This is a genomic window from Flavivirga jejuensis (assembly GCF_030540765.1).
Taxonomy (GTDB): Bacteria; Bacteroidota; Bacteroidia; order Flavobacteriales; family Flavobacteriaceae; genus Flavivirga; species Flavivirga jejuensis.
Map to the genome: position 1 here is coordinate 480,010 of NZ_JAUOEL010000003.1, position 14,396 is coordinate 494,405.

Sequence of the window (14,396 nt, forward strand, 5' to 3'; positions counted from 1 at the left end):
TCTTTTAAAAAATTGATATTTCTTTTAAATTCTAAGTGTTTTTGAAAAAATTAAATCTGGGTCTATGAGCATATTCAGGCTATCTAAATGTTTATCTTCTAAAAATTTAATTCCTAATTTATAAGATGCATTAGTCCAGCCAAAACCACCGTCTGTAACATATTTAAAATTTGTGCCTACGTTACCATACTCTACATCTACTTGATGCGTACATTTGTTAACATCAAACTTTTCTGGTATTAAACCATTATAATTTACAACTGTTTTTACAATAAGCCATAACCATCTATAAATAAGCTCTTGCGCTTTTTCTTCAAATCCATAGCTTTTTAGACCTTGCCAAATTAACATTTGGTGGGGCGCCCAACCATATGGAAAATCCCATTGTCTCTCGATACCATCTTTTGGCATGATTTCCAAACTAGATGTTGATGCTAAGCCTCCTTTACAGATTAAATTAGGTAATTGTTTATCAATTAAATTTTCTGCTTGTTCTTGCGTACATAAATTTGCCCATAACGGATATAGGTTTGTAGTAGAAACACATGGTTGCTGTTCCTTTTTAATAAAATTGTAGTCGTAAAACGTAGCTTCTTTTTCGTTCCACATAAAGTCTATCATTAACTGCTTTCGTTTGTTTGCACGTTGCAACCATTCATCAGCGTTAAAAGTATTATTGTTATATGAAAACGAATCATTAAAATATGTTGTAATAAAATAGGCTATATCTGTTTCAGATTTATAGAGTAAACTATTTAAATCAACAGTATTTAGGTGCGCTGAACAATCATCTAATCTATTTGTTGTATCATGTCCGCTTTCTCTCATACTTCTATCATGTATGAAATACTTATCTAAAGTTTCATCAACAATTTCTTTTTTATTGTACTTTTCTTTAAATTCTATAAGTGACATGTTACACCTTTTTGCAAAGGTTTTAAATATAGTATCAAAATGTTCTGGCTCTGTTTCATTAGGGACTCCTGCTCCTTCTCCAAAATAGCGATTTAATCCTGTATCGGTTAATCTTACATTTTCTGTCATCCAAACATTAAAATATTCAGAAATGGCTGTGGTCAATTTTTGTTTTAACCAACTTAGCTGTAATTTATCTGAATAAGTTTCGTAAAACTCTTTAATAAATGATGTAAAAAAGGGTGGTTGAGACCGAGATAAATAATAGCTACGATTGGCATTCAATATTTTTCCGTAATGAATAATTTGATACTCTAAATTATCAATCATCGCTTGAGCAAGATCAAATTTATCATCAATTATGAGACCTAAACCAATAAAATAGCTGTCCCATCCATACATTTCATTAAAACGGCCTCCTGGAACAACAAATGGAATACTTTTCTCTTTTTCTTTTGAATATGCCAATGCTAAAATTCCTGGCTTTTTATTTAAAGCTATTATTTCCTCGTTTGAAATATTTTCCGAAATTGTTTCGACTTTAACATGGGTATGTCCTATTGTTTTTTGCTTGTAAAACGCTAGTGCTTCAGCATCAGATTCTGGTACATATAACCGTAAAAAATCACCTTGCATTTTTTCATCTTCAAGTACATTTAACAAATCTTCATTATCAAAACTTCTGGTAAGTTTATCCCAATAGTAATCTTTAATAACTCTAGATATCCGTGTTACTGGTTCTTCAACTATATGTTTTAAAATAATATCTTCTTCTTTATTAATTAAAAGCGCTGCTTCTTGTAACAAATTAGATAAATGATATGTTCCTTTTATAACGACATTTTCACCTTCTTCATTTCCTATAAAAAATTCTTTTTCACCTAAATCGTCAACAGTTATAGTGTAACTGCCAGTGGTATCTTCTTGTTTTATTAATTCACTTATGAGTTTAGATTTATTAACGGGCAACTTCATATTTCTTGGTGGTTTTGTTTAACATAAAAAGAGTAGCTATTAGAATTAACATTGGAATCAGCATAAAGAAAAAGGCTTTTCCCCCACCAATATGTTCAAATAAATACCCTATAATTCTGGAGCCAAATGTGCCCCCCAATGCAGAAAAAATGACAATTAAACCCGTCATGGAACTATGCATTTTTTTAGGTAATGCCGAAAGCACTACAGAATTTATAAGTGGATAAATTGGGGAGATAAAAAGCCCTATAATTGGAAATATGAATCCTATTAACGGAATGTCAAATACATTATTAATTTCTATAGTTTTTGAATTAAGTGCATTTGGCAATACCAAAGCAACAATTACCATCGCTATTATTAAGCAAGTTATTACTATTTTAAGCCATGGTATTTTTTTCACAATAACACCTGCAAGCAATCTACCTAAGGCTAATGAAATTGCTAAAATACTTGCCATTTGAACACTTAATGAATCGTTAAGTGATAACACATTTTTATTAAATGTTGGTAACCAGGTCATAATACCTTGTTCTACCATTACAAATAAAAAGGCACTAAGTATAAAAAAGATAACTAATGGTAATGCTATTAACTTCACCATTTCTAAAAAGTCTTGGGCTACAGATTTATCTGAGACTTCTGCTTTTATATTTATTTTTGAGAATAAAAGAATGACAAATGATACAGCTATTAAACCTGCCAGAAACAGGTATACACGCAGCCAGGCATCTGGATTAGATTCATCAAAAAAAGCTGGGAATATAAAATATGCTAAGGCTATCCCTACCATAAAAAACCCTTCAATAGAGCTCATAAAACTACTATGCTCTTGTGGTGTCTCTGTAAGTAACCCAATCATAGAAAACACTGAAACTTTAATAAAAGCAAAAGCAACTCCTATGGTTAAAAACAACACTTTTGTGCTTCCAAATGTATTTCCATAGTACATGTAAATACATCCAAAAAAAACTATTAGTAAAGCAAATAGCATACTTTTTTTATAGCCGATTTTTGGTAAAAATGAGGCTACAAAAAACGATACAAAAGCAATGGGTAAATCTTTAAATGCTTCTAAAACACTTGCGTTTGTTTCACTTACATTGTAGTTATCTATAGATTGCTTAATTACTATACCTACGCTATTAAGCAAAATAGCAAATACAAAATAGTTAATGTAAAGGGCTGCTTTAATTCCTAGGTTTTTCATCTATTTATAATTCTTTAATTCTCTGCATATTGTGTAACGAGACTACTTAAAATATGTCATTCTGAATAAGAATGAAGAATCTTCTTTAACTTTCATATAAGCGTTTGAGGTTTTTCGACTACGCTACCAATGACAACTTCAAGACTTTTTAATCATCTTTTTATGCGTGTTCCATTTCGTTTTTTGAAAATAAAATGCTGCCTAGATGTAACTTACTAAACAGCATTTTTTATCAATCACATATAAAAACAAATTTAATCACTCTCTTTATTAAAAATTAATTGCTACTGATAATCTTATTGCTCTTCCTAGAATCGATCGTCCTAAAAACACCTCTCCATCTGCTGGTGCAGCTCCATCTCCTTCGGTAAGTCCGATCGTATTTAATAAGTTTGATGCATCTAAGCCGAACCTTAAGTTGTTTATTTTATATGATGCCCCTGCATTTACAACGCCAAATCCTGGTAATTCAAACGTGTTTTCAATATCATGATACTTTTTGCCAAAATATGAGTACTTAGCGTATACATTGAAATTATCTGTAATGTTATAATCTGGTCGTATGTTATAGTAAAACTTTGAAATTCTTCTTGCTAAATTTCCATTTAAGGCTTCTTGAGTTCCTTCATAACCATCGTACTCAGGATTTTGAAGTGTTCCATTTAATGTGGCATTAAATTTTCCTAATTTTACAATAGCTTCAAGTTCTAAACCTATATTCTTTACGTTTGCAAACTTTCTTTCAGACACACCTCCTGCTCCTATATCCTGGTAAGTTATGTTGTCTAATTTCATATGAAATAAGTTTGCAAATAATGCTAATTTTTTCGAAGAATATTTAAATCCAAGCTCTGTTTGATTTACTTTGGTTGGTTCTAAATCTTGAAATGCTTGATTTTGGTTTCCTTCACCACTTTCAACAGCAATATAAAAGGCTTCTTCAATAGGAGATCTAAACCCTCTACTGTATCTTACATAAGATGCCATATTATCATTAAACTTATAGTTTGCAGCACCTGTATAAGATATTTCGCTTACATCATAGTCCCAATAAACATAATCTCCTCTTAAGATATTTACACCATCGTCTGCTGTATTATTTGGTAATACGCCAATATCGTTACCCCAAGTTCCGTGGTCTCCTGCACCAGAATATTTATCATCATCATATCTAAAACCAAAATTTAAAGTTAAATCTTCACTAGCTTCAATCTCAGCGTCTACAAAAATGGCATTTAATGTTCCTTTTATTTGAGATTCTCTTTGTAACCATGAAATACCAGAGATACCATTGTATGTGTATTCAGTTCCTGTATTAGAATCCACTAGATTTACTAATCGTCCTTCATCTTCAACACTTGTTAAGAAACTACTCCAGTTCCAGTTTTGATTTGATTTCCAGTTAGAATAATAATACCCTACATTTAAGTTAACCTTATCCCAGTTGAAATTGAATGATAAATTATTAGCAAAGTTGTTCATCTGCTTTCTAATATTCCAAAAGTCTGCTCTTTTTAAATTAATATTAGATCCTAGTGCTGCTCCTCCATTATTGTATGTAAAAACAGCATCTCCACTTGCAATCCCTAAATCTGCGGCGTAATCTGCTTGACTGGTAACACCTCCCATCCATGCAGCAGCAAAAATGGCATTGTAATCTAAATTGATATCTGTATTCTTGAAGCTGTTTTTTACCGAAACAATATCTGAAAGTTTGTATTTAAATTCACCTCCTATAGCATTTGTTCTTGGGTGTATTCCATCTTCTAAATCTGCTTTAAAGAATCCACCACCCCCTTGTGGTACATTAATTTTAGTCATTTCGCGATTTGCAAATGTTCCATAGTTGGCATCAAATCCTGAATATTCTTTCACTTCATCACCATCTTTTACAAAAGGTGTTGATTGATAGAAAATGGTTCTGTCATCCAAACTTTTAAAATGCACTCTGGCATAGCCTTTATCAAACTTATAAGTCATATTAAACTTAACTTGTCCACCCTTATTTGCTTTGTATCCTGGATCTCGAATTCCATCATCTACTCTATAAAATCCACCAACATTATAAAATAATTTATCTTCTACAATGGCTCCACCAAGGTTAAAATCGGTTCTAAATAAACCGTAATCTCCTACTGTTAGTTTTGTAATGCCTTTAAATTCGTTCTGACCTGTATTCGAAATAAAGTTAATAATACCTCCTGGAGCACCCGAAGCATATATTGAGGCTGTGCCACCTTTTACTGCTTCTAATCTTTTAACAGTAAGGTCTGTTCTTTGAAAGTTATCGATATTAGCAAATTGTAATGCACCATCTTCAAACACTGGCATACCATCTTCTTGAAATTGAACATACTCATAGGCTCCTGCTGTAGGAATACCTCTTGCGAATAGGTTGTTTCCTGTTTCACCACCTGATGTTTCAACCAAAAATCCTGGTATAGATTGTAATAAGTCTGCAGTACTTTGTGGTGCTTGTTCTTCTATTTGCTTAGAACCCATAGTTGTAATGGCAACACTGGATTCCATTTTCTTTCTTGGATTACCTGAGCCTGTTACAACAACTTCACTTAATGACATTAAATCTTCTTGAAGTACTACATCTACTTGTACACTGCTACTACTTACTGTAAAAGAAAGCTCTTGAGTTTTAAAACCTATATAGGAAACTATTAGTGTATAACTTCCATCTTCTACATTATTTATTATATAATTTCCATCAAAATCTGTAACGGCTCCTTTACTTGTATTTTGAATTAATACATTTACACCTGGCAATGGGCTACCATTGGTGCCTGTTATAGCTCCTTCAACGCTTCCATTTTGAGCTAATGCTAAACTTGACACTAAAGTTAGCATTGCAAAACAAAGCTTTTTTAAGGTTGTAATTTGTTGTAACATAGTTTAATTATTTTTTAGTTTAAGTTACTCAAATGTAGTTTTCTATATATTTTAACAATTCAAATCTTTATCGAAAACGTTTTCGATTTTACCGAAAACGTTTTCGAAAGCTTTACTACATCACTTACAATTACTAAATAATTATTCATAATTTAGTGATTTATTACATTCGTAACATGAAAACTATCACTTTAAAACAAATTGCAGAAGAGTTGAATATTTCTGTAACTACCGTTTCTAAAGCTCTTAAGGGTTATTCTGATGTAAGTAAAAAAACAAAAAAACAGGTAAAGGAATTAGCTAAAAAGTTAAATTATATTCCTAATGCTTCTGCTGTAAACTTAAGAACGCAGCAAACCAAAACCATTGGTGTTATTGTCCCTACCACGGTACATCATTTTTTTGCAACTGTAATAAAAGGAATCATTAAGACTGCTAAAAAGAGGGACTATATGGTTATTTTATTGCAATCTGAGGAAGATGCTGAGCAAGAAATTAAATCTGTGGATTTACTCATTAGCAAAGGTGTTGATGGTATTATGATTTCTCTTTCTAATAAAACGCAAAACTTTGACCATTTAGAAAAAATAAAAAATCATGATATCCCGTTAGTTTTATTTGATAAGATTTCTAAAATTACAGATTGTTCTAAAGTTGTTATAAATGATCAAAAAGCAGCTTATGATGCTGTTGAGTATTTGATAAAAAAAGGATATAAGCGTATTGCTCATTTTAGAGGTGATTTAAATCCGCAAGTTTCTATAGATCGATTTTTAGGATATAAAAAAGCATTATTAAACAATAATATTGAGTTTGATTCTTCATTGGTTTATATCTGCAATAATAATGACGATTTTAATGATGGTCATGCTTCTGCAAAAAAGCTAATTGATATGCATGGTAAAAATGTAGATGCTCTTTTTGCTATTACCGATATGGTGGCTATTGGTGCGCTAAAATACTTTAATGATCATGGCATAAAAATACCTAAAGACATTGCAATAATTGGATTTAGTAATTGGTTTATGTCTTCTGTAATCACACCAACTCTAACGACTATTGATCAGCCTGGTTATAAAATGGGGAAAACAGCGTTTAAGCTTTTATATAAAGAAATAAAAACTAAAAATGTTGATATCTCATATGAAACTATTGAAATGAAAACTAGTCTTATTGTTAGAGAATCCACCTAATTATTTAGTCTTTTAAAAACTTAATATTTCGTTGAAGTCCAGCAAATTTTGTGCGTTTAACTGCAGATTTTCGAAACACTTCCTTAAATGTATCCTCGGTGATCTCTTCCCAATCTTTTTTGGTCATGGATAACAATTCTGGATGCGGGTTAAAAAGAGGTTCTTTATGTGGTTTTGAGAATCGATTCCACGGGCAAACATCTTGGCATACATCGCAACCAAACATCCAATCATCAAATTTCCCTTTAAATTCTGTTGGAATGTTTTCTTTTAATTCGATTGTAAAGTATGAAATACATTTACTGCCGTCTACTACATAAGGTTCTGTAATGGCTTCTGTTGGGCAGGCATCAATACAAGCGGTACAGGTACCACAATGATCTGTTGTTGGTAAATCGTACTCTAAATCTAAGTCTATAATAAGTTCTGCAATAAAATAAAAGGAACCTACTTGTTGGGTTAGTAAATTACTATGTTTTCCAATCCAACCCAATCCGCTTTTGGCTGCCCAAGCCTTATCTAAAACGGGAGCTGAATCTACAAAAGCACGTCCATGGACGTCTCCAATTTCTTCTTGAAGAAAATTTAAAAGTAATTTAAGTTTATCTTTTATTATAAAGTGATAATCGGTTCCATAAGCATATTTACTAATTTTTGGAGCGGTTTTATCTTGTTGAGATTCTGATGGATAATAATTCAATAATAACGAAACAACGCTTTTGGAGCCTTCTATTAATTTTGTTGGGTCTAAACGTTTATCAAAATGGTTTTCCATGTACTGCATTTGGCCATTCATATTCTTGTTTAACCAGTTTTCTAATCGTGGTGCTTCTTCTTCTAAAAAATGCGCCTTACTGATACCACAAGATAAAAACCCGAGACGTTTTGCTTCGGTTTTTATGAGTTGCGTATATTTAATTTTATTATCTATCATAAATATCAACCATATTAGGGCTTCGACTGCGTTCAGCCTGGCAGCAGTAAAAATATTTTAGTTTTAACAACAATTCGACAAACCTATAACTTGTTAATATCTTAGGTGTTTTTTTGATGGTGTAAATATAAATGAATTCTCTGATGTCGCACTGAGTCCAGTCAAAGTGCTTATTTATGTATTAATATCTATAGGGTTTTGACTGCGCTCAGCCTGACAAAATCGATAAAAATTTAACATTCGTAAACTTAATCTTTATATCTATAATGTGTGGCATTTCGACATTCTGATAGTATTTGAAGCATATCAAAATTTCCATTTATTAACGCTTGCTTTTTTAGTCTCGTCCATCCCTTAATTTTCTTTTCAAAATAAATTGCTTGTAAGACATTATTGAATTCTTGATAAAACTCTAATATTAATGGTCTTCTTTTATATGTATATGAGCCTTTTTTATATCCTAATTCATGCTCTTTGAAACGTTTTTCTATATTATTCGTTATTCCTGTATAATAGGAATCATCTGAACATTTTATTATATAGACATAATATAAATACATGTTTAATTTTTTATGGGCTTCGACTGCACTCTGACATTACCATTAATACTTCATTAAAGACTCGACAAGGTTAGAGTTTGTAATTAACCTTTACTGTTAATTTTCATCTAATTGTCACACTGAGCGCAGTCGAAGTGCAATTTAACTTAATTTTATATTACAATCAGGATTCAACTTTTGTTTATGTTGAATATAACCAAAACACTCTGCCCGACAATTAAGTTTTTAAAGCAAATTTCAATGTAACATCAACAGGTTTTAGGGTTATTAAAGGATTTACTTTTATGATATCATTATCTGTAGATATATGGAACTTTTGCAATATGGCATCCACCGCCAAAATCATTTCGTACATAGCGAAGTTATTGCCTATACATAATCTTGGCCCTGCACCAAAGGGCATGTAATAAGGCATGATGTCTTTTCTGTTTTCCTCAAAAAAACGAGATGGTTTAAATGATTCGGGATTATTCCAATAGTTCTCGTTTCTATGTATTTCATAAATAGATGCGCCTATAATGGTTCCTTTTTTTAACACATAGTCGTCTATCTTATCATCTTCAATATTTACTCTATCTGTTATCCAGGCGGGAGGGTATAAACGCAGACTTTCCTCAATACAGCACTTCGTATAATTAAGTTTGGGAAGCTTCTGTAAAGGTGTTAATTTTTCTGTATTTGTTTTATTTATCTCAGTTTCAACTTTTGTTAGTGCTTCTTTATTTTGAGCCAACAATTTTAAGGTAAAAGTTAATGCATTCGCTGTTGTTTCATGACCTGCTACAAACAAAATTAAGATCTCATCAATTAATTGATCATTAGTCATACTTGTTCCATCTTCATACTTTGCAGATAATAACATGTCTAGAAGATCGTCATGCTCATTATCCGATTCTCTTCTTTGATCAATAATTGTATTAATAATATCTCGGCTTTCTTTTACCAGTTTCATATGGTATTTAATCGCGCCTGTTAGTGTGTACCATAATTTTTTATATGGCATTCTTAGCTCTTTAACAATAAACAATTGCAGTTTTTCAATGATAAACTGCAATCTTTTTAGGGTTTCTTTTTCTGCCGAGAAATTAAATAATGATTTAGCAACGACTTCGAACGCCAGCTCATTCATTATTGGATATAATGCTATAACCCCCTCTGTATTAATATTCTTTACTTGTTCGTTAATAGCCTTATCAATAATTTCAACAAGGTTTTGAATTTTCTCTTTATGGAATGCTGGTTGTATTAGCCGCCGTTGTTTTAACCAATAATCGCCACTTGAGGTTAATAAACCATAACCAACATATTTTGACAAATAAGTGGTTTGAATTTTTGATTTGTGGTACACTTTATGGTTTTTTTGAAGCATGTGCTTCGTAATAGCAGCATCGCGCGTTAAAACTATATGCCCATAAAAAGGGGATTTGATTGCAAAGGTATCTCCCACCTCATTAAACCATTTATTATGAAATGGAATAGGATTTTTTGCTATGGTAGATGATTGTATTAAGAATTTATAAAAAGGAACTCTATTGGGGTATTTATATGTATCCATAAGTTAAACTTAATAAGATTCTGAAAATATATTCAGAATGACGCAAGGCAAGCGTCAAAACAACCCACCTTGAGTATGTCCTTTTACTCTTCCTAAATGTTTATAAGCTTCTTCTGTAACTTCTCGTCCACGTGGTGTACGCATAATAAACCCTTGTTGTATTAAAAAGGGCTCATAAACTTCTTCTATGGTTTCTGGACTTTCACTAACAGCTGTAGCAATCGTTGTGAGACCAACTGGTCCTCCTTTAAATTTATCTATAATGGTTAATAGGATTTTGTTATCCATTTCATCCAACCCATGTGCATCTACATTTAAAGCTTCTAATGCAAACTTTGTAATTTTAATCTCGATAGTTCCATTGCCTTTTATTTGAGCAAAATCCCGAACACGACGCAATAAAGCATTTGCTATTCTTGGTGTCCCTCTACTTCGTCCTGCTATTTCTATAGCTGCTTCCATAGATATTGGCATATTTAAAATACTGGCACTTCGCTGTATAATGGTTGTTAGTAAGTCTGTTTTATAATATTGTAATCTGCTTTGTATACCAAAACGTGCACGCATTGGTGCGGTTAATAATCCTGAGCGCGTAGTTGCTCCAACTAATGTAAACGGGTTTAAATTGATTTGTACAGAACGTGCATTAGGACCAGACTCAATCATAATATCAATCCTATAGTCTTCCATAGCTGAATATAAATACTCTTCTACTATGGGACTCAATCGATGAATTTCATCTATAAATAAGACATCACGTTCATCTAAATTAGTTAATAAACCTGCTAAATCTCCTGGTTTATCTAAAACGGGTCCTGATGTTATTTTTATACCTACATTTAATTCGTTGGCTAATATATGTGCTAAAGTTGTCTTTCCCAGACCTGGAGGGCCATGAAATAAGGTATGATCTAAAGCTTCTGTTCTTAAATTCGCTGCTTGAACAAAAATTTGAAGATTTTCCAATACTTGATCCTGACCTGTAAAATCATTAAATGATAGTGGTCTTAATTTTTTCTCTACATCTAATTCCTCTGGTGAGAAATTTTCGTTGGATGGATCTAGGTTTTCGTTCATCAAGTAAGGTTTCTTAAACAATAAAGATACTTAAGCATGTTTAATACAAGCAAATATAAACAAATATAAACTACCAAAACCCCATTAAACATTTCTATTAAATACAAATTAATGACTTCATTTTATGAATAAATATAATATTTAAAATTTGTTATTTTTATTTAATCTAAATAACAATAATGATTTATATTTGCCGAAAATTTTTAATTAAAACGATAAAAATGAAATAGAATTAATATAATAATCTAAAAAAACCAGCATGCCGTCTCCAAACGACATACTGGTGTAATATCCTCTAACAATAATAATTAAAGCAACATCAAAACAAAACATGAAATTTTTAACACTAAAAATATATGCTACAAGTATATTAAAACTAGCCTTATTTTTTTTAATCTTCATTCAGCATCAATACACAAAAGCTCAGCAAGCTGGTAACATAGTAAAAGGAGAAATACAAGGAAAAATTACAACTCAAAACGGTTCACCAATATCAGACGTTTCAATTGTTTTTAAAGACACGAACTATGGAACATCATCAAATAAAAATGGTTTTTTTAGTTTTTATGCTCCAGAAGGTAATTATACATTATTAATATCTGCATTAGGGTATAATAATATTGAAAAGAATGTTTTTGTAAATTCTAAAAACATCTTAGAAATTGATTTTAAATTAAAAGAAACCTCAGAAGATTTGGATCAAGTAGTTCTTCAAGGAACTAATAAAAAAGAACAAATTGTATTAAAAGCTAGAACAGCCACCAAATCAAACATGAGTCTTTTACAAACTCCTGCTGCTGTTGTTGTTGTTGATAAAATGCTTCTCGATCAACAAGCAAACACAACAATACAAGAAGCTATTCGAAATGTTAGCGGACTTACTCAAGCTGGTAACAACTATGGAATTGGTGATAATTTAATTATCCGTGGATTAGGAGCTAACTACGCATACGATGGGATGTATGCTGGTGGGGGTTTAGGTAATAATTACAATCCTGTACGATCCTTAACAAATATTTCTGGAATGGAAATTTTAAAAGGACCTGCCACAGGACTATATGGTATTGGCTCTGCTGGTGGTCTTATAAATATGGTTGAAAAAAAACCTTTAGATATTCAACAAACTAATTTAGAATTTCAATATGGAAAATGGAATCATTATAGAGGCATGCTAGATGTAACAGGTCCCATTAACAATAAAACAAGCTATCGTATTGTAGCTGCAACAGAAGCAGAAAACGGTTATAGAGACTTAAGCAGTGCTCGTGATGAACTATATGCCTCGTTACGACATAATTTTTCCAATAAAAGTGAATTTTTATTATCTGCTGCTTATATTGATGATGAAAATCAAATCGATGCTATTGGAGATCCCGTTAGAATATTAAACGAAGCCAGCCTTATTGATCCTGATGCTGGTTATGTTTGGGAAAATTTAGTAAATGATTTTGATGCAGATAACGATGGTATTTTTGGTGTACAATTAACAGATGAACAGCGTCAAATATTAGCAAATTCAATTACAGATACAGATGGGTTATTACCTTACAACCTTGGTAGCGGCAATTTAATTTCTCCATTGTCTGAACCAAATCAGGGGGAAGAGTTTCGTGTAAAATTACGCCACAATTGGACTTTATCTAATAACACGAACTTTACTCAACAACTTCAGTACCGTACTTACGAATCTGAATTTACACGTCAAACTGGTGGATTTAACTACATATACTGGAATAGAAATGGTGAAATTAATGCTGGTGCAAGAGCACCTTTAGTTATAGATGATGTTATTTATCCCTTTGCTGCGCGTCGCCAAGAATACCGTCATCAAGAAGCTAAAGAAAAGGCTATTCAATACTTTGCAGATTTACAAAATGTATGGGAATCAAATAAATTTAAAGGAGAACATTTGCTAAGCTTTAATTACGAAAAACGTGCTGCAGAATTAATGTCCTGGTCTATTTGGGATGCCGATGGAACAACTGGTGATAATACACCTGTACCTTATATTCTTGATATTAGAGATCCTAATTGGCCACCTGGTAGTTTTTGGGATTACGATCCAAGTTTACGAACTAACTATGATAAAGCGATACAAAGTTATGGTGTTAGTTTCCAAGAAGTTCTTTACTTTAATAAAACACTTACTGGTAGGTTTGGTGCTGCTTATAGTACCATTAAACAAACCTACGAATCGAAAGCCACAGATGCTAATAACAATATAGCCACACCAGAAGCTGATACAGATGATTCTGGCTTTTCATACAATTTAGGTTTAAATTATATGATTACTAATGGTATTTCAGCTTTTGCGAATTATGCTAAAGGTAGAACAGCATATAGCATACTAGGATCTGTAACAGGTGAGGATGATCGCCCTGATTCAGAATCAAAATCATTTGATTTAGGTTTACGATTTACAGCCTTTCAAGAAAAACTATTAGCTTCTCTAGTTTACTTTGAAACTAAACGAACAAACTTGCGTTATGCTAACGAACTCTATAATGATAATATTGGAGATCCTGATTTTAATGTTGATGTCCCTCAATACTTTTATGATGATGAGGATAAAACCGAAGGTTTAGAATTTGATTTGAGATTTATTTTTGACAAACATTGGTCTATGAATGCAAATGCTACTTACCAAGATGCCATTAGTATTCGTGCTGATGAAGCATCCGAACAGACTAAAGGTGTCCCAAAGAAATATGCTCGTTTTTGGGGAGAATACAAACATTTATTAGGGAAATCGAAAACGCCTGTTAGATTTAATTTTGGTATGCGTTATGAAAGTGAGCGTACTGTAAATAGTACTGGTTTTGGATTACCAGATGCCTATCTTGATAGCTATGTGGTTTGGGATACGGGTTTAAGCTTTGATTTAGAAAAATGGAATGTTCGTTTAAATGTAGCTAACTTATTTGATGAAAGATACTATTCAAAAGCTATGTTTTTAGGTGGGTTACCTGGTGAATCTCGCAATGCCGAGTTAACATTAAGATATACATTTTAAATACTATTATTTACAAGTAAAAAAGCCTTTCCAAATTGGAAAGGCTTTTTTTGTTATCATGTT

Annotated in this window: 9 protein-coding genes; 2 read left to right on the forward strand and 7 right to left on the reverse strand. The window is 31.9% G+C overall.

What is annotated here, in order from left to right:
- Nucleotides 1-24 precede the first annotated feature (24 nt).
- From Q4Q40_RS10660 to Q4Q40_RS10670, 3 genes are all read right to left on the reverse strand, one after another.
- Complete coding sequence (locus Q4Q40_RS10660; protein WP_303301779.1) at nucleotides 25-1,890, reverse strand: trehalase family glycosidase; 1,866 nt, start codon at nucleotides 1,888-1,890, stop codon at nucleotides 25-27.
- Nucleotides 1,874-3,100 (reverse strand): MFS transporter, encoded by a 1,227-nt coding sequence (locus Q4Q40_RS10665; RefSeq protein ID WP_303301780.1) that lies wholly within the window; start codon nucleotides 3,098-3,100, stop codon nucleotides 1,874-1,876. Before Q4Q40_RS10665 ends, Q4Q40_RS10660 begins: the two co-directional genes overlap by 17 nt.
- Nucleotides 3,101-3,370: 270 nt before the next feature.
- On the reverse strand, nucleotides 3,371-6,001 hold the full coding sequence (locus tag Q4Q40_RS10670) for a TonB-dependent receptor (RefSeq protein ID WP_303301781.1): 2,631 nt from the start codon (nucleotides 5,999-6,001) through the stop codon (nucleotides 3,371-3,373).
- 158 nt (nucleotides 6,002-6,159) lie between these two features.
- Between Q4Q40_RS10670 and Q4Q40_RS10675 the strand changes: the two genes are divergently transcribed.
- Nucleotides 6,160-7,194 (forward strand): LacI family DNA-binding transcriptional regulator, encoded by a 1,035-nt coding sequence (locus Q4Q40_RS10675; RefSeq protein WP_303301973.1) that lies wholly within the window; start codon nucleotides 6,160-6,162, stop codon nucleotides 7,192-7,194.
- A gap of 4 nt (nucleotides 7,195-7,198) precedes the next feature.
- On the opposite strand, the gene queG is transcribed toward Q4Q40_RS10675, so the two are convergent.
- The 4 genes from queG to ruvB all read right to left on the reverse strand — a co-directional run bounded on the left by queG (nucleotide 7,199) and on the right by ruvB (nucleotide 11,320).
- Nucleotides 7,199-8,128, reverse strand: coding sequence for a tRNA epoxyqueuosine(34) reductase QueG (queG, locus tag Q4Q40_RS10680; protein ID WP_303301782.1), 930 nt, complete (start codon nucleotides 8,126-8,128; stop codon nucleotides 7,199-7,201).
- 248 nt (nucleotides 8,129-8,376) lie between these two features.
- The gene (locus Q4Q40_RS10685; protein ID WP_303301783.1) at nucleotides 8,377-8,688 is read right to left on the reverse strand and encodes a GIY-YIG nuclease family protein; all 312 of its coding nucleotides are present in this window, start codon (nucleotides 8,686-8,688) and stop codon (nucleotides 8,377-8,379) included.
- A gap of 217 nt (nucleotides 8,689-8,905) precedes the next feature.
- Nucleotides 8,906-10,243: a cytochrome P450 gene (locus Q4Q40_RS10690; RefSeq protein ID WP_303301784.1), complete on the reverse strand. Its 1,338-nt coding sequence runs from the start codon at nucleotides 10,241-10,243 to the stop codon at nucleotides 8,906-8,908.
- 54 nt (nucleotides 10,244-10,297) lie between these two features.
- Nucleotides 10,298-11,320, reverse strand: a complete 1,023-nt coding sequence (ruvB, locus tag Q4Q40_RS10695) for a Holliday junction branch migration DNA helicase RuvB (protein ID WP_303301785.1) — start codon at nucleotides 11,318-11,320, stop codon at nucleotides 10,298-10,300.
- Nucleotides 11,321-11,651: 331 nt separating this feature from the next.
- Between ruvB and Q4Q40_RS10700 the strand changes: the two genes are divergently transcribed.
- Entirely contained in the window at nucleotides 11,652-14,333 is a 2,682-nt protein-coding gene (locus Q4Q40_RS10700; protein WP_303301786.1) for a TonB-dependent receptor, read from the forward strand.
- Nucleotides 14,334-14,396 lie beyond the last annotated feature (63 nt).